Annotated in this window: 19 protein-coding genes and 1 pseudogene; 14 read left to right on the forward strand and 6 right to left on the reverse strand. The window is 55.9% G+C overall.

Annotation, left to right across the window (positions count from 1 at the left end; translation table 11 throughout):
- Positions 1–490: 490 nt before the first annotated feature.
- Positions 491–655 (reverse strand): annotated as a pseudogene (locus tag VEV40_RS15940) (IS3 family transposase); the annotation flags it as partial.
- Here VEV40_RS15940 and VEV40_RS15945 point away from each other — a divergent pair.
- Positions 627–935 (forward strand): hypothetical protein, encoded by a 309-nt coding sequence (locus VEV40_RS15945; RefSeq protein ID WP_324833743.1) that lies wholly within the window; start codon positions 627–629, stop codon positions 933–935. The pseudogene VEV40_RS15940 and the gene VEV40_RS15945 sit on opposite strands and share 29 nt — an antisense overlap.
- 7 nt (positions 936–942) lie before the next feature.
- On the forward strand, positions 943–2,466 hold the full coding sequence (locus VEV40_RS15950) for a phospholipase C (protein ID WP_324833744.1): 1,524 nt from the start codon (positions 943–945) through the stop codon (positions 2,464–2,466).
- Between the two features lie 625 nt (positions 2,467–3,091).
- On the opposite strand, the gene VEV40_RS15955 is transcribed toward VEV40_RS15950, so the two are convergent.
- The gene (locus VEV40_RS15955) at positions 3,092–5,491 is read right to left on the reverse strand and encodes a phosphoketolase family protein (RefSeq protein WP_324833767.1); all 2,400 of its coding nucleotides are present in this window, start codon (positions 5,489–5,491) and stop codon (positions 3,092–3,094) included.
- Between the two features lie 544 nt (positions 5,492–6,035).
- Here VEV40_RS15955 and VEV40_RS15960 point away from each other — a divergent pair.
- The 8 genes from VEV40_RS15960 (at position 6,036) to VEV40_RS15995 (ending at position 17,112) form a co-directional block, all read left to right on the forward strand.
- The gene (locus VEV40_RS15960; RefSeq protein WP_324833745.1) at positions 6,036–8,213 is read left to right on the forward strand and encodes a formylglycine-generating enzyme family protein; all 2,178 of its coding nucleotides are present in this window, start codon (positions 6,036–6,038) and stop codon (positions 8,211–8,213) included.
- Between the two features lie 367 nt (positions 8,214–8,580).
- Positions 8,581–10,626, forward strand: a complete 2,046-nt coding sequence (locus VEV40_RS15965; RefSeq protein WP_324833746.1) for a beta-N-acetylhexosaminidase — start codon at positions 8,581–8,583, stop codon at positions 10,624–10,626.
- Between the two features lie 51 nt (positions 10,627–10,677).
- Positions 10,678–11,415: a TetR/AcrR family transcriptional regulator gene (locus tag VEV40_RS15970; RefSeq protein ID WP_324833747.1), complete on the forward strand. Its 738-nt coding sequence runs from the start codon at positions 10,678–10,680 to the stop codon at positions 11,413–11,415.
- Positions 11,412–12,476: an HlyD family secretion protein gene (locus VEV40_RS15975; RefSeq protein ID WP_324833749.1), complete on the forward strand. Its 1,065-nt coding sequence runs from the start codon at positions 11,412–11,414 to the stop codon at positions 12,474–12,476. Before VEV40_RS15970 ends, VEV40_RS15975 begins: the two co-directional genes overlap by 4 nt.
- Positions 12,473–13,471: an ABC transporter ATP-binding protein gene (locus VEV40_RS15980; protein WP_324833751.1), complete on the forward strand. Its 999-nt coding sequence runs from the start codon at positions 12,473–12,475 to the stop codon at positions 13,469–13,471. The genes VEV40_RS15975 and VEV40_RS15980 overlap by 4 nt, the downstream gene beginning before the upstream one ends.
- 2 nt (positions 13,472–13,473) lie before the next feature.
- Positions 13,474–14,586, forward strand: a complete 1,113-nt coding sequence (locus VEV40_RS15985; protein ID WP_324833752.1) for an ABC transporter permease — start codon at positions 13,474–13,476, stop codon at positions 14,584–14,586.
- Positions 14,587–14,725: 139 nt separating this feature from the next.
- The gene (locus VEV40_RS15990) at positions 14,726–15,763 is read left to right on the forward strand and encodes an NAD(P)-dependent oxidoreductase (protein ID WP_324833753.1); all 1,038 of its coding nucleotides are present in this window, start codon (positions 14,726–14,728) and stop codon (positions 15,761–15,763) included.
- Entirely contained in the window at positions 15,751–17,112 is a 1,362-nt protein-coding gene (locus tag VEV40_RS15995; protein WP_324833754.1) for a glycosyltransferase family 39 protein, read from the forward strand. Before VEV40_RS15990 ends, VEV40_RS15995 begins: the two co-directional genes overlap by 13 nt.
- A 25-nt stretch (positions 17,113–17,137) precedes the next feature.
- On the opposite strand, the gene VEV40_RS16000 is transcribed toward VEV40_RS15995, so the two are convergent.
- Positions 17,138–17,407: a DUF2277 domain-containing protein gene (locus VEV40_RS16000; RefSeq protein WP_324833756.1), complete on the reverse strand. Its 270-nt coding sequence runs from the start codon at positions 17,405–17,407 to the stop codon at positions 17,138–17,140.
- A gap of 108 nt (positions 17,408–17,515) precedes the next feature.
- Here VEV40_RS16000 and VEV40_RS16005 point away from each other — a divergent pair, with 108 nt between their 5' ends.
- The gene (locus tag VEV40_RS16005; protein ID WP_324833758.1) at positions 17,516–18,871 is read left to right on the forward strand and encodes an MFS transporter; all 1,356 of its coding nucleotides are present in this window, start codon (positions 17,516–17,518) and stop codon (positions 18,869–18,871) included.
- 193 nt (positions 18,872–19,064) lie between these two features.
- Here the strand turns inward: VEV40_RS16005 and VEV40_RS16010 are convergent, their stop codons facing one another.
- Positions 19,065–20,750 carry an ArnT family glycosyltransferase gene (locus VEV40_RS16010; protein ID WP_324833760.1) on the reverse strand — a complete coding sequence of 562 codons (1,686 nt, stop codon included), beginning with the start codon at positions 20,748–20,750 and terminating at the stop codon, positions 19,065–19,067.
- A 553-nt stretch (positions 20,751–21,303) separates the two neighbouring features.
- A complete protein-coding gene (locus VEV40_RS16015; protein ID WP_324833761.1) occupies positions 21,304–21,570 on the reverse strand; it encodes a DUF6632 domain-containing protein in 267 nt (88 codons plus the stop codon).
- A 355-nt stretch (positions 21,571–21,925) separates the two neighbouring features.
- On the opposite strand from VEV40_RS16015, the gene VEV40_RS16020 reads away from it, so the two are divergent.
- The 3 genes from VEV40_RS16020 to rpmA all read left to right on the forward strand — a co-directional run bounded on the left by VEV40_RS16020 (position 21,926) and on the right by rpmA (position 23,578).
- Positions 21,926–22,864 (forward strand): hypothetical protein, encoded by a 939-nt coding sequence (locus tag VEV40_RS16020; protein ID WP_324833762.1) that lies wholly within the window; start codon positions 21,926–21,928, stop codon positions 22,862–22,864.
- Between the two features lie 82 nt (positions 22,865–22,946).
- Positions 22,947–23,270 carry a 50S ribosomal protein L21 gene (gene rplU / locus VEV40_RS16025; protein ID WP_324833763.1) on the forward strand — a complete coding sequence of 108 codons (324 nt, stop codon included), beginning with the start codon at positions 22,947–22,949 and terminating at the stop codon, positions 23,268–23,270.
- Positions 23,271–23,314: 44 nt separating this feature from the next.
- Positions 23,315–23,578: a 50S ribosomal protein L27 gene (gene rpmA / locus VEV40_RS16030; protein ID WP_324833765.1), complete on the forward strand. Its 264-nt coding sequence runs from the start codon at positions 23,315–23,317 to the stop codon at positions 23,576–23,578.
- An 80-nt stretch (positions 23,579–23,658) separates the two neighbouring features.
- On the opposite strand, the gene dnaB is transcribed toward rpmA, so the two are convergent.
- A complete protein-coding gene (dnaB, locus tag VEV40_RS16035) occupies positions 23,659–25,059 on the reverse strand; it encodes a replicative DNA helicase (protein ID WP_324833766.1) in 1,401 nt (466 codons plus the stop codon).
- Positions 25,060–25,102: the final 43 nt, after the last annotated feature.

The following is a 25,102-nucleotide window of genomic DNA, read 5'->3' on the forward strand; positions in this document are numbered from 1 at the left end:
ACTCTGACAGCTCATTGGGCAGCGTTCTCGGGCGATCCGGCGTGGAAGGAGCTCTCGCACAAGCCTGGCAATACCGACGCCGAAATCGTAAGCAACATTACGAACCTGTATCTGAGCCCGCTGAGCTGCTCACAGATTTGAGATTGATGGCGGCGGGAATCTGCCGAGCAGGCCGCTCATCCTTGCATTTGCCCGGCCGTTTGGGTGGTGATTGCTTGTCTCCTTGTCCGATCGGATCGCGGCCTACGTCGTCGGCCATCACCCGACGATGCCAGGCATAGGCAAGACGTTGCAGGCCCTCGTTGCCACCAAGACAGTATGCATGCCTTTCATGATGACATCTGTCCCGTCGTGAGAGTCAAGAAGCGCCTAAGCATCAACCGCACTGACGTGCCGTTCCGTCGGAAAGCTGGACGTTTCGGTCGGGTCCCCAGGGGCTCACTCTTTTAATACAAGGCCATCCCTTGAAGTGCCGGCGGAGATCTTGAGCGCCGTTCTCCCATGGCGATCCGGGTTCGATGTACAACGTCTTTGTTCCTGCGACCTCCAGCCAGTGGCGTAGATTCCCGGCTACCTGCTCGCTGCCGTTGTCTGAGCGTATATGTTCAGGAACTCCTTGCAGAATCATGGCATCGCTGAGCGCGCGACACGAATCGCCAGGTACTCCCGGCTATATTCAATTGCATGACTCGCTGGTGCTGCCGACGTTACAAGCGCTGGTGGCCGATCAGATTTGTGACACTAGTTTTGCGTGTGCCACGAAGTGGAGAAGCGACTTGGCTCTGGTCAAGGTCTCAGGTTTGGCCCCCTCGGTCATCAAGCGCAATCCAAAAACAGTCTGGGCCGCTATTGATCGACAAAGGTCAATTCGCCCGTACCCACTGACGACTGCGGATCCGGGAAATCAGCATCAAATGAAGCTAAGGGAACAATGAGTCCTTCATGCCTCCTACACGAATTACGCGCCGTGAACTGCTAAGGATTGGGGTCGCAGCCGGAGCAGCAGAAATGCTAGGAGGGATCCTCTCTGGATGCGGTGGGCAAGCCACTCGAACAACCACACCGGGACCGGCACCATGCGCAAAGATCACCGACATAGACCACGTAGTGATCCTCATCCAGGAAAACCGATCTTTCGACCACTATTTTGGGAGTTACCGGGGCGTGCGCGGATTCTCCGATCAGAGCGCCGCTTTCCAGCAGCCCTATCCGGGAAATACCGCAAACGAACCTGCAAGTGTACTGTTACCCTTTCACCTGGACACGACGAAGACGAACGCCGCGTGCACTCACGACATCACACACGATTGGGTGCCCCAGCATCAGAGTTGGAACGGCGGAGCAATGAATGGCTTCGTGACCTCGCGTCTGTCCATTAACGCCAATGACGCGGTGCTCTCGATGGGCTATTACACGCGCGCCGATTTTCCTTACTACTACGCAATCGCCGACGCATTCACTCTCTGCGACAATTATCGCTGTTCAGTGATCGGCCCCACGGATCCCAATCGCCTCTACACCGTGGCGGCATCCATCGATCCGGACGGAAAGAACGGCGGCCCGTTGCTGCAAACGCTGGTCGCAAACCGTTCAGCCTTCTTCGGCAAGCTCACTTACACAACCATGCCCGAGCAACTCCAGACCCGTGGCATATCGTGGAAGGTCTATACCTCGCCTGACCAGAACATTCTGAACGGCATTTTCTCCGATAATGTTCTCTCCTATTTCAAGAACTTCCAGGACCCCGCATCGCAGCTTGCCCAAAATGCTTTCGGCCCTCAGTTCCCAACCGATTTTGTATCTGATGCAGTGTCTGGCAACTTGCCACAGGTCTCCTGGATCATCGCGTCTGTAGTGGACTCCGATCACCCTCCCTCGCCTTCTCTGTTTGGAGAAAACACGCTGTCGGCGATTGTCACCGCCCTTATGGCAAATCCGGCGACATGGGCGAAGACGGTATTGTTTGCAACCTACGATGAGAACGGTGGCTTCTTCGATCACGTTCCTCCGGCGACGGCTCCTCCAGGAACTCCCGGAGAATACGTGACTGTACCCGCGGTCCCGGACCCTTCTGTTGTGGGGAACCCAGCGATAGCCGGGCCCATCGGACTCGGCTTTCGAGTGCCAATGCTGGTAATCTCTCCCTTTAGCCGTGGCGGCTTTGTTTCATCGGACCTGTTCGATCACACCTCGGTTCTTCGCTTTCTGGAGACACGATTTGGCACCGAAGTGCCGAACCTGACCGCGTGGCGTCGTTCGACTGTAGGAGATATGACGAGCGCCTTCAATTTTGCCAAGCTCGACGCCTCAATTCCCACATTGCCGCCAACCGTTGCAGCCCTTCCGTCAACCATCGCCGAATGTGCTGACAACCTGGCGGGCTTTTCAGCGTACCAACTGCCTACACCTCAAGTCATGCCCACGCAAGAAGCCGGAATGGCGATTCGGCCGAGTGGCTCGTGCTAAGTGAATCGAGGCAAAAATGGCTGGTGTCGTTGCTGATTTTGGGGATCACGATCCGATGAGTAATGAAATGTCGGCTCGTCGGAAGTGATGTACTGGACGGTTTACCGGCCACAGGGACATTTCGACCTCTACTGTTGACTTCAGGTCCCATGTACTCATTGAAGATTGCCAGGAACTTGTGTGCAGTTGGTGGAATGTTGACGTTTAACAGCCCTGATGGCCAATCAGACTTTTGTGGCACTATTTGGGCGTACGCCGCGAAGAGGTCTGCATGCGACTCAATCGGAACATGGTGATTCGTCTGTCTCGTCACGACCAATACACGACCAATACAAGACCATCGTACGGTCGAAACCATCCCAAATGGTCCTAAACCATCCTAAATCGAGGAGGGTGCAATGCTAATCGTCTCAATGATATCCGCTGATTCCGGACCACTTTGTTAGCTTGCTAGGCAGCCCTGAAAAGGCCGGCGTCGGCGGTTCGATCCCGTCTCTGGCCACCACTTTAAAATCAAGCACTTAATAGCACGGCCAAACGAGGCATAAGCTTTAGCAGCGATTTCGCCGCGTCCAACCCGTGTCAGCAAAACTCGACGTGCCGATGAAAGTGCATTGGCTCAAAATCATCCTGGCCATGTCCATTGCTCAATCTCGGGCATATCGATGCCATATTCATATGCGTAGTTCTGGCATGCAATCTGCCGGTTGCGTAATTCTTCCTTTGCGTGTGCCCCGGCGACCTGCAAGGACGGCACCCGGTCGATGACATCCATGGCGATACTGAAGCGATCGATCTGGTTTTGAATCGCTAGGTCGAGCGGCGTGTTGATATTCCCCTTTTCCTTGTATCCACGAACGTGCAGGTTTTTGTGGTTGGTGCGCCGATACGTGAGACGGTGGATCAACCATGGATAGCCGTGGAAGTTGAAGATGACCGGCTTGTCCTTCGTGAACAGACTGTCGAAGTCGCGGTCGGTGAGACCATGCGGGTGCTCCGTGGACGGAACCAGCCTGTACAGGTCTACAACATTCACGAAGCGGACCTTAAGATTCGGGAAGTGCTCGCGCAGCATCACCACCGCTGCCAATGCTTCTTTTGTCGGGATGTCGCCTGCGGTAGCAAGCACTACGTCCGGTTCCACACCCTCGTCGTTGCTTGCATTCCGCCAGATGCCAATGCCTTTGGTGCAGTGCTCGATGGCCTGGTCCATACTGAGATATTGCAGATGCTTCTGTTTGTCTGAAACGATCACGTTGATATAGCCCGTACTCTTCAGGCAATGATTGGCAACGCTTAACAGTGTGTTCACGTCCGGCGGCATATAGATCCGGCAGACGTCCGGGCTTTTGTTGACTACCAAGTCCAGGAATCCGGGGTCCTGGTGCGTGAAGCCGTTGTGGTCCTGACGCCATACAGTGGACGTAATCAAGAGATTCAGCGAAGAAATGGGGGCGCGCCAACTCAGCGCTTTGCAGGTCGCGAGCCATTTTGCATGCATGTTGAACATGGAATCAATCACATGCACAAAGGCTTCATAAGTGGAGAAGAATCCATGCCTGCCGGTCAGCAGGTAGCCTTCATGCCAGCCTTCGAGCGTATGTTCCGAGAGCATCTCCAATACTCGGCCATCGGGCGACAGCTCGCCTCCATCGGCATCTTCCGGCAGGTAGTCAGCCAGCCAGAGCTTCTTACTTACCTCGTAAATCGCGTCCAGCTTGTTGGAAGTGTTCTCGTCAGGTCCAAAGACGCGGAAGTTTATTGGGTTCTGACGCACCACATCGCGCAGAAACCGTCCAAGCGGGCGGGTGTTCTCTGCCGGCGTGTGCCCGGGTTTTTCGACCTTCATCGCGTACTCGCGGAAATCGGGGAGATGGAGGGCCTTGCGCAACAACCCGCCGTTCGCATGAGGATTGGCGCTCATTCGCCGCGTTCCGGCGGGGGCCAACTCCTTCAACTCGGGAATGAGTTTCCCATTCTCGTTGAATAACTCTTCCGGCTTGTAGCTGCGCAACCAGCCTTCGAGCATCTTCAAGTGCTCTGGATTCTCTCGCACGCCCGCAAGCGGTACCTGATGCGCGCGCCAGAAACCCTCAACCTTATGGCCATCGACTTCCTTGGGGCCTGTCCAGCCTTTCGGACTGCGCAGCACGATCATGGGCCAGCGCGCCCGTGTGGCTTTACCATTCTTCCGTGCTTCTTCCTGAATGCTGCGGATCTCAAGCACGCAGTGCTCCAGCGTTCCAGCCATCAACTGGTGCATTGTTTCAACGTTCTCGCCCTCGACGAAGTACGGCTTCCATCCGTATCCCTTGAAGAGGTCCTCCAGTTCCTCATGCGATATACGGGCCAATAGCGTCGGGTTGTTGATCTTGTATCCATTAAGGTTGAGGATTGGCAGCACCGCGCCATCACGGACCGGGCTTAGGAATTTGTTGGAGTGCCATGAGGTTGCTAAGGGGCCGGTCTCCGATTCGCCGTCTCCCACAACAACGGCAACCAACAGGTCAGGATTATCGAACGCCGCGCCAAAAGCATGAGAAATGCTGTAGCCCAGTTCGCCTCCCTCATGGATGGAGCCTGGGGTCTCTGGCGTGCAGTGGCTGCCAATGCCTCCGGGAAAGGAAAACTCCTTGAAAAACGTGCGCATTCCTTCCAGGTCTTCGGCCTTATTCGGATAGATTTCTGAATATGTGCCTTCCAGGTAGGTGGGACCGAGTACGCCGGGCGCGCCATGGCCTGGCCCGGCGAGAAAAATGGCGTCGAGATCGTACTTCTTGATCAGGCGGTTGAGGTGAATGTACGTAAAGCTCAGTCCGGGACTTGATCCCCAATGACCCAACAACCGGGTCTTGATATGCTCCTTTTTCAATGGTTCGCGAAGCAAAGGGTTGTCCCGCAGATAGATCATGCCTGCGGCCAGGTAATTGCATGCGCGCCAGTAGGCGTTGATCTTCTGAAGTTCCTCGGCAGACAACTGCTTTGTTGTAAGTGGACTGGCAGCATCTGTGGTCTGCGGCTCCATTTCAGCAATGGTTGCTTTCATGACTCCCTCCGACCGATTTTTGGGTTAATCGCGACTGACACCTGTCCGCGGCGAGAAGTTTGATGATGAGCCATAGCAGGAATGGATTTTGCTTCAGTGAAGTATGGCCTACTGAGCTCATGGCTTAAGCCGAATCACTTCAGAGGAAGTGATCTGCACAATCAATTTTGTTGATGCTAGAAGATGGTTCTTGTACGAACAACTGTCAGAAGTACGAGTGAAGCATGAAAACCTGATAAAAGACATAAATCCAATCGTCCTGTGTCCTGAACCTCACGAACCTGCTCACCGCAAAGAAGCGCTTTGAGGGATTTTGTGGAGGAGACAGTAGGCCGTATGCTTAGGTCCGACGCCTGCATAACATGTGCTTGAGCAGTGCTGGTTATCACGATATATGGACGTTTGTGATCGGTGCTGCAGCACAAACTTTCCCGGACGGATTGAGGCTCACGCTTTCGTCACACGGTTACAGAATTTTCGCAGTCTCGTGAAATCCAGCTTCGCTATGGGAGAAATATCACGAATGATCCGGCTCACCCATAAATTCGTACCAACGGCCCTGCTTCTAAGCGCAGCCATCAGCATCATCGGTACCGCGCAGGACACAAAGTACCCGCCTCAAAACCAGCAGATCCCGTCACCCGAATGCCTCACACTCCGCGGCGCTTGGGAGGGCGGATACACGCCGTGTACAGATGTTACGCATCAGCAGTGGCTGAATGACATTACGCACTGGCGCATGGAGCGCCGTATCCGTATTGGCTATAATGATGCGCGTTATCGCATGCCCACGCTGCTCTGGACGCAATCAAGCTTCATCCAGCCGCAGATGATGGTGCAGGACCGCTATTTCTACGACCCTTACGCGCACAAATACACCGTAGACCGCTACCTGGATGACCTTGAGAAACGCTACGGCGGCATCGATGCCGTGCTGATCTGGTCAACCTATCCCAACATGGGCATCGACGACCGCAATCAGCACGACATGATGCGTTCCATGCCTGGAGGTCTCGCGGGAGTTCACCAGATGGTCGAGGACTTCCATCGCCATGGCGTGCGCGTCCTCTTTCCCATGATGATGTGGGATCAGGGCACACGCGATCCCGGCAAATCCTGGCCCGATGCCATCGCGGAAATCATGAAGGAAATTGACGCGGATGGCATCAATGGAGACACGCAGGACGGTGTCCCGCTCGCCTTCTCCCAGGCTTCCGACAAAGTCGGCCACACTCTCGCGTTCGAGCCAGAAGGAGGTCCGTCAGACGAAGCGCTTGCCTGGAACGTTATGACCTGGGGACAGTACCAATTCCCGTTCGTACCCGAGGTAGACAAATACAAGTGGCTTGAGACCCGCCACATGGTGAATATTTCTCATCGCTGGGCCCGCAACAAGACCGACGATCTGCAATTTGCCTTCTTCAACGGAGTGGGCTGGGAAAGCTGGGAGAACATCTGGGGGATTTGGAACGGCATAACTCCTCGCGACAGCGAAGCTACGCGCCGCATGGCCACGATCGAGCGAGGCGTCGCGCCATTTCTTGTCAGCGCTACATGGGAACCGTTCTATCCGACGCACCGCTATGGCGTATTCGCCAGCCGATGGCCGCTCGATGGAAACACCGTCTGGACTCTCGTAAATCGCAACGAATACGACCTTCCGGGCCGGCAAATATCCGTACCTGCACAGGACGGCATGCGCTACTTCGATCTCTATCATGGTGAGGAACTCAAGCCGGAGCGCGACGGCAACAACGACGTGCTTTCTTTCCAGATGGAAGCTCATGGTTTCGGAGCGATTCTTGCCTCGAAGGATGCCACCCCAAAAATGCAGGACCTCATGACGCGCATGAAGAAGATGACAGCGCAACCGCTTTCGTCGTATTCAGACCAGTGGAAGACGCTGCCGCAGCAGCTCGTCGACATTCCACCAACAAAGCGTGCAACCTCAACTCCTGAAGAGATGGTGAAGATTCCCGCTGGCGATTATGTTTTCAGAGTGCAGGGTATCGAGATTGAGGGCTCCAACGACATTGGCGTCGATGTTCAGTATCCGTGGGAAGATATGCCGCGCAGATTCCATGAGCATCGCATGCACGTTCATGCTTTCCTGATGGATAAGTATCCCGTCACCAATACGGAATTCAAGAAGTTTCTGGATGCGACGCACTATCATCCTGTCGACGACTTGAATTTTTTGCGTGACTGGAAGAACGGGACGTATCCGGCAGGGTGGGACAGAAAGCCCGTCACCTGGGTCTCCCTCGAAGATGCCCGCGCGTACGCCGCGTGGGCAGGCAAGCGCCTGCCTCATGAATGGGAGTGGCAATACGCTGCTCAAGGCGGCGACCAAAATCGCCTCTATCCCTGGGGCGATATATGGGAGTCGGCTAACGTGCCTATGCCCGATAAGGGCCGCTCCCTTACGAACCCCGATGGTGTTGATGCTCATCCATCCGGAGCCAGTCCTTTCGGGGTCATCGACATGGTGGGAAACGTCTGGCAATGGACAGACGAGTACATTGATGAGCACACGCGCGGGGGTATTCTCCGTGGAGGAAGCTACTATCAGCCGCAAGGCTCAATCTGGTACTTTCCGCAAGCGTACCGGAATGATCAGCACGGAAAATTGCTCCTCATGGCTCCCAGCTATGACCGTTCCGGTACTGTCGGCTTTCGCTGTGTTCAGGACATCGAATAGGCTCGTGTCCACTGGAGATTACATGCTTCAGCACTCATGCGGTTCCTGGTTCGATTGAGCAAGTGCAACCCAAAATCGCACTCACCATAAAACATCGTACGAACATCTATCAGAGATTTACGGCGACATTCGTGCCGTCTAAGTTGTAATTACACATCGTCTAAAGTTTGAAAGGCCGGCGTCGGCGGTTCGATCCCGTCTCTGGCCACCACATTCCTTTCAACACTTTAGCGAAGGATGTTGTTGACCTCGTCAGCAGCCATGAATCGGCATCCATGTTCTTTATTGCGGACATGCCTATGAGCACACTTCAGTGCACAGGTATATTGTGAACCGGAGCCTATCGGGCTGAGTTGGAGAGGTAGTCGTGCCATATTTTCGGCGTGCGAGCTTCCTATGCTTCTGCGTGTTCCTTCTGTTCATGCTGGGCTTGCCGTGGCCGGCTCGAGCGCAGGAGCCGGAATCGCTATCGATGATGCCGCTGCCGTCGCAATCGACGCCAGGCCCGGGAGAATTTCTGATTGACGGGTCATTCGGCATCGAGTTGACCGGGTATGCCGAGCCTCGTCTGGTTCATGCGCGGCAGCGATTTCTCGATGTGCTTTCGCGCGAAACGGGAATTCCATTGTGGCGTGAGGCTGTGGTTAACAAGCCAAATTTCACGGTTCATACGGAGGGCCCGAGCCTGCCCGTCCAGCAGCTCGGAGAGGATGAGTCATACCGGCTGGTGATCGCGACGAGCGGTGTTCAATTGACTGCTGCCAATCCGCTGGGCGTATTGCACGGTCTGCAGACGTTTCTACTGCTGGTGCGAGTGACTCCAAAGGGATTCAGCGTTCCCGCGATCACCATCGAAGACAGGCCCCGCTTTCCGTGGCGCGGTCTTCTGATTGATTCGGGGCATCGGTTCGTTCGGCTTCCGGTAATCAAGCGGAATCTCGATGCGATGGAGGCCGTCAAGCTGAATGTCTTTCATTGGCGTTTTTCGGATGATGCGGGATTCCACATTGAGAGCAAGCGATTCCCCCTTCTGCAGGAGAAGGCATCCGGGGGCTTCTATTACACGCAGGAAGAAGTGAAGGAGATCATTGCATACGCGCGGGATCGCGGCATTCGGATGATACCGGAGTTCGACATGCCGTGCCACACAGCGTCCTGGTTCCGCGCCTACCCTGAGCTTGGCAGTGGTCACGTCCCCGGCGTGAGTTCAGCGATGGATCCGACAAGGGAGAGCACGTACAAGTTCCTCAGCGGATTCATTGAAGAGATGGCCGAGTTGTTTCCGGATGCGTACTTCCACACGGGAGGCGATGAATGCGACTTTCATGAATGGGAGTCAAACCCGCGCATCCAGGAGTATATGCGGGTCCACGGCATCAAGGATGGTGCGGCTCTGCAGGCACAATTCACCGCCAGAATTCAAAAGATTGTCGCCCGGAACAAGAAAATCATGATGGGCTGGGACGAGGTGCTGCAGTCGGGCACCCCCAAGGATGTGGTCATTCAATCGTGGCGGGGCCCGAAGTCCCTCGCGGATGCGGCGCGCAACGGGAATCGCGGCGTGCTCTCATCGGGGTATTACATTGATCTGAACCAGTCGGCTGCGGAGCATTATGCAGTCGATCCCCTGGGAGATCCGAGCGCCGCAAGCCTTACTCCGGATGAGAAGGCGCGGGTGCTTGGGGGCGAAGCGACCATGTGGACCGACATTGTTTCTGATGAGAACCTTGATAACCGAGTATGGCCACGTACGGCGGCTATCGCTGAGCGGCTTTGGTCTCCTGAGAATGTGCGGGATGTTGACTCGATGTATCGCCGGCTTGGCATTGTTTCGCAAAAGCTCGGGTATTACGGAGTGCGACACCGGCTAATCACGGAAGAGATGCTGGAGCGGATGAGCGGCGATCCCGATCCAGTGGCTCTGCGCGTGCTGGCGGACGTGGTGCAGCCACCCAAGGGGTACGAGCGCCAGCAACTGCGCAATTTCGGGGACTTCACTCCGTTGAATCGCCTGGATGATGCAGTGCCTCCGGAGAGCGAGACTGCGCGCGTGTTTGACGGCATTGCCCGGCGGATCGCGGGGGGAAAAGCCACACCCGAAGACTGGCAACAGGCGCAACAGTGGCTGGTTCTGTGGCGCGATAATGACGCCAGGCTGCAACCATTGCTGGCACGATCGTTCCTGACGCAAGATCTGGCGCCGCTTTCGCGCAACCTGTCCGAGGTAGCGATAATCGGCCTCCAAGCACTGGATGATCTGAAACATAATCGGTTGGTGAATGCGGACGTAAGGAATCGGAATATTGACTTTCTGAACACCGCAATAAAGCCGCAGGCAGTGCTTCTGCTGATGGTTGCGCCTTCCGTAGAGACGCTCGTAAAAGCTACACGAACAAACCAGGCCTCCTTCTAAGAAAGGTCCCGGGAACAGATTGCTGGTATTATTTAACTAACCGGTTAATCAATGAGCCTAGCAACTTCATCCAAAAACCGCCAAAGTCGTGCCGATCAGACACGGAAGATTATTCTTCGCGCAGCGGTCCGCGAGTTCAGCACCCACGGCTTCTCAGGCGCACGCACGGATGCCATCGCGAAAGCGGCAAAGGTTAACAAGGCGCTCCTCTATTACTACTTCAAGAGCAAGCAATCCCTGTATGCTGCGGCCCTTGAAGAAGTGTCGGGAAAAGTTATTGCCAGCGCTCTCGATGCGCTTGACCCCAGACACAGCGCGGGCGAGCGCCTGTTGCGAATGGCGCTGAATCACTTCGATCGCATTCTTACGCAGCGCGAATTCCAGAGTCTCATGCAGCAGGAGATGGTACGGTTCCAACGCGATGAGGGAGGGTCGATACCCATTCTTATTCGCAAAGCATTCAAGCCTTTGCTCGAAAAGCTGCGGGAGGCTGTTAGTGAAGGGGTGCGGGCAGGCGAACTTTGCGAAGTTGATTGGCTCCAGGTGACGTATTCGATGTTTGGCGCGAACGTCTTCTATTTTCTGAGCGCGCCGATGCTGCAACTGGCGCTTCCATTCAAGCCATTTGACGTCGATGTGCTGAAGTCCAGGCGGGAAGCCGCCGTGCAGTTTCTTGGCCAAGCGCTTTTCGTGGACCGTGCTCGTGGCATCAAGTTGGCGAAGCGCGTACTGGCAGAGATGCCAATGCCTCAAATTAAGAATTTTCAGGTTCGGAGAAAATGGCTATGAATGCGCGTAACAAGATATTCGTATTGCTAGGCATCTTACTTGTCATCGCTCTATGCTGGTATTTCTTTTCGACGAACCGGTCCAGTGATTTGCTGCTCATCGGCACCGTAGATGCAAATGAAGTCGTCGTCAGCTCCCGCATTACCGGCCGCATCCAGACCCTTACAGTCGATGAAGGTGACGATGTCAAGGTTGGCCAGCTCATCGCCACAATTCAAAGTGATGATCTGGCAGCCGCTCTTCAGGCTGCTGAAGCAACTGCAACCAGCCAGCAGTACAAATTGCAGGAAGCCAGTGACACGGAACGCCAGCTGCGCGGCGGCACATCAAGCCAGGTAACGAATGCCGAGGCGCAATTGCGCGCCGCAAGAGCGGCCCTCGTGCAGGCACAGGCGCAGTATGAACATCAGGAGGCCGATACACGAAGGACAGTCGCGCTCGCCAAGCAGGGAGTGATGAGCGCGCAGGCACGCGATGAAGCAACAACATCGCTGAACGCTGCGAAGGCAGCCGTCGATTCAGCCAAAGAGAACGTGGCCGCATCAGAAGCGTCCGTCAAACTCGCAGTGGCGAACACGATTCAAGCACAGGCCGCAGCAAAGACGGTAGATGCGACACGGAGCGATATGAAGAACGCTCAGGCTCTGTCGAACCAGGCACAGGTTGAGCTGGATTATGCGCGCGTCGTGTCGCCAATCTCGGGCAAGGTGAATGTCCGGGCCGCCCGACAGGGAGAAGTAGTTGCGGCCGGAACTCCGATCGTGACTATCACGGACCTGACGCAGACGTGGGTTTACGCACCTCTGCCGGAAACTCAGGCTGACTCGGTTCAGATTGGCGACAGTCTTCGCGTCGTCATGCCAAGTGGCGCAACCATTCAGGGCAAAGTCATCGCGAAATCCGCAGAGGCCGACTTTGCCACTCAGCGTGACGTCAGCCGCCGCAAACGCGACATCAAGACCATCCGCCTGAAGTTGTTGATCGACAATCCTGAGATGCGATATGTGCCCGGAATGACGGCTGAAGTGTACATCCCGAAGAGCAAGCTGGTGTCACGATGAATAAAACTTCTGCGATAGCTGTCGAAAATATCGTCAAGCTCTACGGTGATTTTGAAGCGGTCGGCGGTGTTACCTTCGAGGTCGCGGACGGAGAGATCTTTGGGCTTCTCGGCCCCAACGGCGCCGGCAAAAGCACTCTCATCCGGATGATGACGACGCTGATCCCGGCTACCGCCGGAAAGGCAGTTATCGCCGGCCATGATGTATCGCGTGAACCGGATGCAGTCAGAAGGCTCATCGGTGTGATTCCTCAGGCGCTTACCAGTGACATGGATTTGACGGTGGAAGAAAACCTCTCAATCTATGCCAAACTCTATGAGGTCCCGAGAGCACAACGTCAACGAAATATCGAAGAGCTGCTGGAAGCCGTTGACCTATTGAAGTGGCGCGGGGCGCAAACCAAAACACTCTCTGGCGGAATGCGCCGCCGCCTCGAAATTGCGCGTGGCCTGGTCCACAATCCGCGCATATTTTTCCTCGATGAACCCACGACGGGCCTCGATCCCGTATCGCGCGTGGCCGTGTGGGAGATGCTGAACAATCTCAAGACCATCCACAATCTGACCATGCTGATCACGACACACTATATGGACGAGGCTGATCGTCTGTGCGATCGCATCGCCATCGTCGATCACGGCAAACTCGTAGCGCTCGATACTCCGATGGCCCTGAAGGCCAGCGTTCCCGGAACAAATGTGGTCGAGGCGCAATTCACTAGAGAGTCTGAGGAATGGCCTTCGCAGTTGAAGAAACTGGCAGGCGTAACCAAGGTTGAATCGCAGAGCGCCGGAATGTACAGGCTGCTCACCTCCAACGGTTCTCTCACGACAACGCAGTTGGTCGAGCTGGCGGTAAATCGGGGTGAAACCATTAAATCGTTGAGCGTACAGAACACAACACTCGACGATGTTTTTGTGCATTACACGGGACGTCAGCTTCGCGATGAACAAGTCAAGGCGCTTGGATTTGTCATGCCGCCGCGTCCGGGAGCGTAACCATGAAACGAATGATGGCGATTGTGGAGCGCGAGATGCGGAAGTTTTTCCGCTCTCCGGCGCTGATGATGGTCTCGATGACTCTTCCGCTGGTGCAGTTGATCATCCTGGGCAACGCATTCGGCGGAAAGATTCGCGGCGCCCGCATGGGAGTGGTCGATTACGATCACGGTTCACAGGCGCTTAAAATTCACGAGGCATTTAATGCCATCGCGGTGAATATCCGCACATTCACCACCATCCCTTATGACAATGAAGAGAAGGCGCGCGACGATGTGCGCACAGGAAGGCTGGATGGCGCCGTCATCATTCCCGCGCAGTATTCGCGGCGCGTGCTAGCCGGTGACTCTCCAACCATCGGCCTGGTCGTCGACAACACTGACCAGACCATGAGCAGCAGCCTCGAAGCGGAGATGCAGTCGCTGGTCGATGCGCTCAATGCTCCTGTGATTCAGCCTAAAGTCGTGCAGCAGATCGCGCTCGAAATCGTAGAACTCTATCCTTATGTCGAGTACATGAAATATCTGCTGGCTGGCTCGGTGGCGCTTGCCATGTATGTGGCCGTGATGATCGGCGGAGGCATGCTGTATATCGACGACAAAGCGCGCGGCGTGCATGAAGGCTACCTTGTCACGCCCATCACTAAATGGGAGATGGTCATGGGATTGAATCTCGCGGGCGCGATCAAGGCGGTGCTGTCCGGCGTCACGCTCACTGTGATTGGCTCGCTGCTTGCGGGTCTGGGAGTCATCTTTCATCCCATGACTGTGCTGCAATTGAGTTTGCTGATTATCGCAACTTCAATTGCATTTAACGGGATGATGTTTCTGATGATGGTGCGTGTTGAAGATCCCTTAGTGCCGCGCGCCATGTTCGGCGTCTTGAATACGCTTCTGTTCTTCCCCAGCGGAGCCATCTCCCCAATTACGGGATTTCCCAAATGGCTCAGGGCCATCGCCGTGGTCGATCCCTTCAGCTATGCGGTGCACGGATTTAAGGCAATCCTGCTCAAGGATGGCGGTTTTGCAGCCATTTGGACAGATTTGATCTTCTTATTTGGATTCGGCATGTTGACGCTTTTCATTGCTACGCCTTTGTTCAAACGTACCCTATAGCCTGGTTAAGGCGTGCCAATCGCGCAGAAGACGTCGAATCGGAGGGGCCCTTGAAGATGATGGTTCGGCGCGACATCGCATCAGGGTCAAGCACGGCTCATACAGTTGGCTATCTACCTGACAATTTAGACTAAGAAAAATGCCAAATGTCCTTGTTACCGGCGGGTCCGGCTTTTTCGGCGGAGTGCTCAAGCACAGACTGCTCGCCGAAGGCTTTACCTGCGTGAATTTCGACCTTCTCCCAGATGCTGACAGCCTGCCTGGGCTGCAAAGCATCCAGGGCGACTTGCGAGACATGCCGCTTGTGGAGAAGGTATTCCACGAAAACCGCTTCGACGGCGTAATTCACTGCGCAGCAATGCTGGCGCACGGCAAGATCAACCCCGATCAGCTCTGGACATCGAACGTAGATGGAACGGTGAATCTGGCAAAGAGCTGTCGCGCCGCCGGCGTGAAGAAGCTCGTCTTTATTTCGACAAATTGCCTTTGGGCGAGCAATCTCGGGCATCCGGTGACGGAAACCGAGACGCCCAATCCGATTGAGATGTACGGACAGTCGAAACTGGAAGCGGAAAAGGCACTTGCGAAGTACACGAGCGATTTGGACATTGTGACGCTGCGCTGCCCGACCATCATCGACAGCGGGCGCCTCGGCCTTCTTGCGATCCTCTTCGAGTTCATGAATGACGGCAACACGATCTGGGTCGTCGGCAATGGTGACAACCGGTATCAGTTCATCTACGCGCAGGACCTGGCGACAGCTTGCATTCTTGCGCTGGATTTCAAAGGATCGGAGACGTTCCACGTCGGTTCGGATCAGGTGAAGACACTGCGTGAAGTGTACGAAGCGGTGATTCGCAATGCGGGCAGCAGGTCGCGGGTGGCGTCTCTGCCGAAAGGGCTAACGCTTGCGGCCATGAAGATGGCACACAAATTGAAGATATCTCCGCTGGGGCCGTATCACTACCGGATGATTGCCGAGGACTTCCTCTTCGACACGACGAAAGCGCAGGACCTGCTTAAGTGGAAGCCGACGCTGACAAATGAAGAAATGCTGACGCGCGCCTACCAGTACTACGCGGAAAGGAAAGACGAAATCCATGCGCGCACGGATGCGTCGGCGCATTCGAAGCCGGCCGCCATGGGCGCGATTCGAATCCTGAAATGGCTGTCATAGAAACAAACCAGAACCACGAAGTCTCACGTTGGCAGCGCATCGACTGGCGCTCACCCTGGACGATGTTCTGGGTGGGCCTTGCAGTCCGCGTGCTATATATCACCATTGCCCGCAGCTATCACTTCCGGGCTTTTGCCGACCATTTCGAGTTCGGCTGGGAGATGGGACGTATTGCCCGCGGGCTCGCGATTGGACACGGCTATGCCGATCCATTTGTGAGCAACACCGGCCCGACGGCGTGGAACCCGCCCCTGTATCCGCTGATTCTCGCCGGAGTGTTTAAGCTCTGCCGTGTGTATTCCCTGCTTTCCGGCTGGACGATTCTGTCCATCAACAGCATTTTCTCCGCAGCCACGATTCCGGCGGTGTATGAGATTGCAAAACGCTGCTACGGGAGATTACCGAACGGTGCGAGCATCGCGCAGTGGTCGGGATGGCTCTGGGCGCTGTATCCGGCGGCAATGCAGTACGCCGTGCGCTGGGTGTGGGAAATGACGCTGACCACGATGCTGTTCGCGTGGGTGCTAGTGATTGCGTTGCGCATGCGCGGCATCGGTGGAGATGCGAAGAATACTTCCAGCTACTGGCTGTTGTTTGGGTTACTGTGGGGCGGAGTAGCGCTCTCAAATCCATCGCCGCTGCTGTTTTTGCCTGTCTGTGGGTTGTGGGTGGTTTTGGGTGCAAAGAACAAGGCTGCGGCGTTTCGCGGCGTCGTGCTCTCAGCGGTTGTTTTCTTTGCCTGCCTTGCGCCGTGGGCAATTCGGAACTGGCGCGTCTTTCATGCCTTCATCCCAATTCGAGGAAACCTGGGGGCTGAGCTGTACGCGGGTAACGGCCCGGGGTCTACTGGATTCCCGTGGGGTGGAACGCTGCCGATCGTCGACGGTGGACGGCTGATTGCTGAATACCGCGACATGGGCGAAGTGCGCTACGTAAGGATGCGTGATGAGATGGCCAAGGCGTACATCCGCGCGCATCGCATTCACTTTGTAAAGATCAGTCTGAAGCGCGTCTACTTCTATTGGATCGGCGTTCCGCATCCTGCCCAGGCGCATCCTGGCGGAGAATTTGTCCGGGAAATCAACTTTTCCTTCCTTACATTTTCTGGCCTGCTGGGCCTGTGGCTTGCGTTACGACGGCGCATTCCGGCGGCTGGGCTTTTTCTTTGGGCCTTTCTCTTGCTGCCGGTGAGCTATTATTTCGTCACTCCCGGCGCGAGATTCCGGCACCCGCTGGAGCCGCTGATTACGATCCTGAGCGTTTGTCTGTTTCAGTCGGCTGAGAAAAGCTGGCGCGTGCGCTGGTTCAGGAATGCTTTTTCACAGCAGAGGACGCAGAGTTCGCGCTGAGGTCCACACAGGTTTTGGCGCCGGTTCAGACAGGGAATCGTTCGGCGGAACGAGCTCTTGCTTTTGCCGCCTCTTCTTCGCGGTTCTTGGGTGGGGCGGTGGTTTCGAGCGAGAGCAGGAGCCGGGCAGACGCGGCGGCCACTTCATTAATAGCGGCGTAGAAGGCCGCTTCATTCGGCTTCGACGGCTTGCTGAAGCCGCTGATCTTTCTCACAAACTGCAGCGAGGCGTTGCTTATCTCTTCATCGGTGACAGGCGGGTCAAAGTTGAAGAGACTTTTGATGTTTCGGCACATAGGCTTAGACCTTTGCCTGAGTGTGAACGAAAGCGCGCCAATGGGTCAACTGGAGTTCAGGGAGCATAATGATGTAGCCGCGCATCTGCAACACGAATGAGGAGATGAATGCCAGCCGTCCGCCGATTTCCCGTCAGAACGCTGCTCGTCGTCTGGTTGTTTGTATTGAGCGCCGTTGCCTACATGGACCGGACGAACATTTCCATCGCAGGTCCGGCGATTCGAAGCGAGCTGGGCATTGACAATGTGCATCTCGGCTGGGTCTTCAGCGCTTTTCTCGTCGGCTACGCCTGCTTTCAGGTGCCGGGAGGATGGCTTGCTGACCGCTTCGGATCGCGCCGCATTCTCGGCTTCGGAGTTCTGTGGTGGGGCGTCTTCACCGCTTTGACCGCCGCTATTTCCCCGAGATTGCCGCATGCCCTTCTGCTGCTGATTCTGGTCCGCGTGGCGCTAGGTATTGGAGAAGCAGTTATTTATCCGGCTTCCAACCATTTTGTTGCGCGCTGGATTCCTGTGGCCGAACGCGGAAAGGCAAATGGCTGGATATTTGCTGGAGTGGGTGCCGGCGCAGGATTAACTCTGCCGCTGCTCAACTGGATTGTTCAACACTTCGGCTGGCGCGCCTCGTTCTGGTTTTGTGCGCTCATTGGAGTATTCGTTGGGACCGTATGGTTCCTCGCCGCGCGCGACACCCCAGAGCAGCACCCATTTGTTTCAAAAGAAGAACTGGCCCATATCGAAGCTGGCCGTTCATTGGTTCTCGCAAAAGATTCCGCCAACGCTAAAGCTCTCTCCTGGCAAGCCTCAATTTTCAATCGCAGTGTCATTGCGATGACCCTCAGCTATTTCAGCTTCGGCTATGTGGCCTGGATATTCTTCAGTTGGTTTTTCATATACCTCGCCCAGGTTCGAAAACTCGACCTCAAGTCAAGCGCCCTCTACTCCATGATTCCCTTTCTTGCCATGACGGTGTGCTGTTTAGCCGGAGGAGTCATCTCCGACTGGCTTACCCGTCGATATGGACGGCGGTTGGGCCGTTGCGGCATCGCCACTGTGTCTCTCGCGCTGACTTCTATATTTCTGGTGCTCGGTCCGCGAACACAAAGCACGCAACTTGCCAGCATCATTCTTGCCGGGGGAGCGGGCGCGCTCTATATTTCGCAAAGCTCTTTTTGGTCAGTCACCGCCGACATATCCGGCAAGCGGTCCGGAATGGTCTCAGGATTGATGAATATGGGCGGTCAGGTCGGTGGGGCAGTGACCGCCTCGCTAACGCCCTCCATCGCCGCCAGATATGGGTGGAATACCGCCTTTTTCGTGGCTGCGGCAGCGGTACTTGCGGGCGGATGTCTCTGGCTGCTGGTTGATCCCGGCGAAGATCGGACGGCATTCGGAGGCGCCCGCAATTCTGCGCTAGCTGATGATTTTATGAGCGAAAAAGAAGCAACGGGAGCGGGAGGTTGATGCAGGCTGAAGACTCAATGAGTGACTTGGTGATTTGGCATCAACTGAGACGCTGCAGTCCTGGCGAGCGTTTTGCTGGAGCAGAGCCCGTTTCAGGGGAGTAGTCCTTCGATCGTTCACCGCCGAGACCGAATGTGTCGGTGGCCTCTTTAGTTGCATTACTTGAGATTAGCTGCGTGCCATTGCCGCGTCCTTAATACCAGAATTTCACCTTTGGCCATAGCGTTTGGAGATCGCCATGCAGACCTCGGCAGATAAAAATCGGGCCGCGCTCATACGGTTCCACATACGGGTTCGTGTCCTGCGTAAACTCTTCTACCGAATCGAACTCGCTTTCGAGCTTCTCGCGGCTGTCGCCGAATACGATCATCACCTTACCGGTGTATCCGCGCGGTCCCCACAGGAAGTAGTTCTGGTGCCCGCTGATGGCCGGCGGCACATCCGGCCGGTACACCGTCACCGCGCTTGCGCCGCCATAATTGACCGTAAAGATCCCCGCCTGTGCGCGCTCCGTCGCGGGCAAGGATAACCAGGCCGCGGCCAGAAGGTCGGCTTTGTGCCGCCAGTCCAGCATGTCAGCAATGTACTGTGACAGGGGCGCCGTAGTTTCCGTCTCCGTCTTTGTCGGCTGTATATGCAGCCGTTCCTGATAAGCCAGCGTCGAGGCAGGCGGCAGCACCGGAATAATGACAGGCACGATCGCAGCGATGGTAAGCACATGCAGCGCCACATAAGCCGGCGTCAGTCCGTGCCGCCGCCTGCGTGATTGGAACAAGGCGTCCCAAGCCGCCGCGCCCGCCGCGAAATAGAGCGGATAAATCCCTGCCAGGTAATAATGCTTGGCGTGCAGGAACATCATCAGGAGCAGGTACAACACATAGGTCACGCCCAAAAAACGGAACGATTTCGTCGCCCGGCTGAAGAGCAGCCACAGAACACCGCCAATCCACAACGGAGCCATCATCGGGCCCCAGTCCATCAACTGGTTCAGCACAAATGGCAGTGGCCCCGCCTGCACGTTCTTGCCGTTGATCTGATCGTTATGAAGCAGCTCCAGAGTTGGCCAGTGTCGATGCACCTCCCACAGCAGGTTGGGAAGGATGAGCAGGACCATCACCGCAAATGCTACGGGGAACCATTTTGAAGCCAGGATGCGGCGCTGTTTTGTCATCAGCAGCCCGGCCAGCAGGCAGACCAGAAAGAAAACCTCGTTCCACTTGTTTTCGAGGCCCAGTCCCGCCGCCACTCCAAACAACAGCCACCAGCAGGCAGCCGCACGGCCGTTCAAGTTCTCTCGATCGGCCAACCGCGCCAGTTCCATCAGTGCCAGCGCCACTATCATCCAGAAGAACGGTTCAAGAAGGCTAGTTGAAATCGTCGCATTGAGTGCGATCATGATTGGCGCTGTCAGAATTGCCGTCATGGCCAGAGCCTGCGCCCAGCGGGAACCGCCCATTCGCCACGTCAGCAGCCCGGTCAGCGCCACTTCCGCGGCGCCTGCCAGCGAAGCAAACGTATGGAATAGCGCCATCGATCCGAGCCCGAACAGCCACGCAGAAATGCGTGCGATCACCGGAACTATCGGCGGCTGATCCACATATCCCCACGCCGGATGCCGCCCGCAGACAACGAAGTACAGCTCGTCGCGGAAGATCTCGTAGCCAGCATGCTGCGCCGCGATCTGGCTCAGAGTTGCCAAGAGAAACTTCAGCAGTCCGAACCCCAACGCCAGCAACACGGCGCTCCTGAGCGATCCTGCACTGGACTGCTGCGCGCTTGATGCTCCTGGCTTAATCGTTAATCGCTGCGCCGATGCAAATTGTTCTTCCATGTCCATCCCCTGCGCATCGCCGATCTCCGTTGTTCCGGCAATCATCATTCCCTAATACGATCCAAGGGGCTTAACTCGCCTCGCACAATTCTAATCGACCTGTAATCGCCGGAGATTCAAGCAAGAGATCCGGCCATGTGGCAGATGAGTATCTCCTTGACGCATTCCACTGCCACAGACCTGCGCAGCCCTTTCCGGGGCACCCTTGTTTCGCGATCAGTTCTTGCCAGTCGGGAGTAAACTCAAGCCTCGGCCCAAGCTCGATATATCTCGAAATGTCGGCTAGCGCCCGGCTACTTGGCCAGTTCGATTGTCAACTGATGACTTCAGGCCAATGCGCTCGGTGAAATGTTCTGGTTTGCCAGCAATCCGGAAGTTAACCAGACCGGCAGGCGCTATTTCCGGATTGCCGGTGATACGACCAGAAACGTAGCCGTAATTAGGTTCACGAAAAGGTCAAAGGGGGAAAAATCGTTCGGTTCACGCCACTCCCGGCGCGACTGTCCCTCGTTTTGCTGGCAGAAGCGCTAACAGGACGCTGCCGATCACAAGGAATATGATCACGTCAGCAAAGTTCCTGTGGACACCATGAATCCATGCTTCACTGGATAGCCATCACCACGCCATGGCAGATGTGCCACCAGGCGGCTAGAGCAATCATTGAGCGATGCTCAGATGGTCTCCTTGCGGCCATGATTAGAAAGACCCCAACCGGAATAAAGAAGCTCAGAAACATCGGGTGGACTTCGTTCTTCCGCTCCAGGAGCCAGCTGGAATTTCGCAGATCCAGGTATAGCGGATAGATTATCGCCAGGTTGAACAGCCCCACGATCACTAGGACGATTTGTGTTAGACGTTCTCTTTTCACAATGACCTCATGTGAGCCAATTTTGAAGCGAGCGCAGCAGCGGGCATGCCAGAGGATTCACAAACTAGCACACACGGAAGTAAAAGCAAAATCTGCAATGGATATACTCAAACGACAGTCAACCGTCGTGGACTGGGCAAAGCACTCAATTAACGTGTTCTGGGCGTTTGTCGGCAATCCGGAAGTATCCGGCAACTGAACGTTACTTCCGAGTTGCCGTTCATCCGCCCAGAACCCAGTGCGGCAGGTTACAGTAGTGGGTCTGACCTATGTAGAATGCTACTTGACATCAAAGCGCGTGCGGATAAAGGTGACGACATTCGGAATCGGAGGACGTAGGATGCAACTTCGAGTAATGGGAAGCCTGACGTTCCTTACGCTTTGCAGTGCCTGGGTGGTTGCCCAAACCAGCGCTCCCAACACGCCAAAGCCGCCGGACACGCCCTCGGCGGTGCACAGGCTGTACGTCGAAGATCAGGAAGATACGAAAACGATAAAGGACGAGGCCACCAATGCTGAGTACCTCCAGCATGTAAAGGTGCGCCAGAAGACTCTGCGGACTATGCTGGCGGCCGGCCAGGTCACCTCCGGTGACGACTTCCTGGAGGCTGCGTTCATTTTCCAGCATGGCGACACGGCCGACGATATCTTGTTCGCGCACATACTTGCCATGGAGGCGATAGCGCGGGGAACGTCGTCCGCCAAATGGATCGCGGCGGCCACCCTGGACCGCTACTTGCAATTCACCAAGCAGCCGCAGGTATTCGGCACTCAATACATCATGGACCCAACCCACCCGGTTCACGTTGCTGGTGCCCCGTTTCCGTCTGGAAGAACGTCGAACCCTATAACGACAGCTTCCTGTCCGATTCGATGCGGACCGATTTTTGCGTACCGACATTGGCCCAGCAGAAGCAGAACATCGACATGTTCAATGCTGGTAAGTGGCCACGAGAAACAATGCATCCACCTTGCCCCTGATGCATGCGCCAAAGACATCGACCTTGTTGTTTTGCTATTGATCCCGGTTTGTCGGCAATCGAGAAGTTTGTACTGGGGATTTACAGAATCGACTGATTTGGTGTTCGCGGAAGTGGTGCACTTCTTCCGGCCTGAGCGGTATTATCATTTGATTAATACTCGAGCCTCAATTTGGCGAGAAACATTCGCTATCCCCCGCTTATCATTGACCCAAAACGCGATAACCAGTACACTAATTAAGTTCGGCGATCCTGCCCATTGCCTCGTGCGCGCATCAGTCCGGCGCACCCCGCTCACCACCCTTGTCGGTTAGAGCACCCGGCGCCCGAGGCAAGCATGTATCTGCCCAGATTCATTAAGTTTACGCGCCTTGCAGCAAGGGCGCTGGAGGATTTATGTACGCGGTAATCCGCACTGGTGGTAAGCAGTATCGTGTCGCTCCGGGCGATGTGGTGAAGATTGAGAAGGCGGCGGCGGACGAGAACGGTACCGTCGAGTTCAGCGATGTGCTGGCGGTATCCGGCGACGCGGGTTCGGTTGCGAAGCCTGAATCGGCCAAGGTGATTGCCACGGTGCTCGGCGAAGGCCGCGGCGATAAAATCTTGGTCTTCCACTACAAGCGGAAGAAGCAGTACAAGAAGCTGCAGGGACATCGCCAGGCGTTCACGCAGGTCCGCATCAACGAGATTCAGGTCGACGGCGCGACTTACACGGCATAGGACTAATTTTGAAGCCGGCTGCAGGCTGGCGCGAGGATTGAGAAATGGCACATAAAAAAGGCGGCGGAAGTTCAAATAACGGGCGCGATTCTAACGCGCAGCGGCTGGGTGTGAAAGCCTTCGGCGGCGAGTTTGTCACCGGCGGATCGATCATCGTTCGCCAGCGCGGCACGCGTTTGAAGCCCGGCCTCAACGTGGGCCGAGGAAGCGACGACACGCTCTTTGCCAAGATTGACGGCAAGGTGAAGTTTGTCGACCGCGGGCGCATGGGCCGCTTTGTGGCGATCGAGCCTGTTGCTGCTGAGTAAATGATTCAGGAAAAAGGCCGGAGCATCGTGCTCCGGCCTTTTTGCGCCTCCCATCTGGACATTGCTTAGGTGAATCTGTCCTAGAAGTCTCTCTCCTCCTGCCCATAAGCCAGGTTTTCAAAACGAGTGCACTTCGACAGATACGCCAAATGAACAGACCCGGTCGGGCCATTGCGCTGCTTGGCAATGATGATCTCGGCTTTGTTCTCGGTGTCAGGATCAGGCTGGCCGTTTTCATCGCGGTTGTAATAAGCCTCGCGATGGATGAAGGCAACCACATCAGCGTCCTGCTCAATGGAGCCTGATTCGCGCAGGTCGGAGAGCATCGGCTTCTTGTCGCCGCCACGCTGTTCCGAGGCGCGGCTCAACTGTGACAGCGCAATCACAGGCACATTCAATTCCTTAGCCAATGATTTCAACCCACGCGAGATGGCAGAGACTTCCTGTGTCCGGTTCTCATACCGTTTCGCGCCCGGCCCGGCAACGCTGGCCGACATCAACTGCAGATAATCGATAACGACCAGATCCAGGCCGCCGTTCACCTGCCGCAGGCGGCGCGCCTTGGCGCGCATTTCCGTTAGCGAGATGCCCGGCGTGTCGTCAATAAAGATTTTCGACTCGGCAAGCTGCTCCAAAGCGCGCGTAAGCTTCTGTTGGTCCTCGCGCAACAGGAAACCCTTTTGGATCTTCTGTGAATCGACCAGCGCCTGTGAAGCCAGCATACGGCGCAGCAGCGACTCCTTCGACATTTCGAGTGAAAAGACGGCAACGGTTTTGGCGCCCTGCACCGCGGCGTTTTGCGCGATGTTGATGGCCCATGCGGTTTTGCCCATCGACGGACGCGCGGCAATAATAATCAGCTCCGACGGCTGCAGGCCGCTGGTCATGCGGTCAAAGTCGATGTAATGCGTGGCCAGTCCGGTGACCTCGCGGCCTTCTTTGTAAAGATTGTCGATGGTTCCGAAGGAGTCGCGGACAATTTCAGGAATGCTGGCGAAACCGCGCGTGATGCCGCGCTCCGTCACTTCCAGCAGCCCGCTTTCGGCGGCATTCAACACTTCAAGCGCTTCTTCACCCTGGTCAATCGCGCGTGTAATCGCTGTCGAGCAGATGTTGATGAGCTGCCGCAGTTGAGACTTTTCCTTGACGATGCGGACGTAGTCTTCAATCGAAATCCGACGCGGCAGCCCCTCCGTCAGCGAGAAGAGATACGCGACGCCGCCAATGGCCTCGACTTCCTTGCGCCTGGCCAGTTCTTCTGAGAGCGTGACGATGTCGACCGCGCGTCCCGCGTCAATAAGGCCGGCCATGCGACTGAAGATACGGCGATGCGAATCGAGCGCAAAGTCATCGGCGGTAATCTTTTCCGCAGCTTCGTTATATAAATGGTTGTCGAGCAGGACCGCGCCCAGAATCGAGCGCTCCGCGTCAGGGCTTGCCGGCAATCCGCGCTCAAATCCGATATCAGGAGTAGTGGCCATGAAGCTCTAGTTTAGGCCACCTGGACCGGGCGAATACGGCTGT

The sequence above is a fragment of the Alloacidobacterium sp. genome, from assembly GCF_035631355.1.
GTDB lineage: Bacteria > Acidobacteriota > Terriglobia > Terriglobales > Acidobacteriaceae > Alloacidobacterium.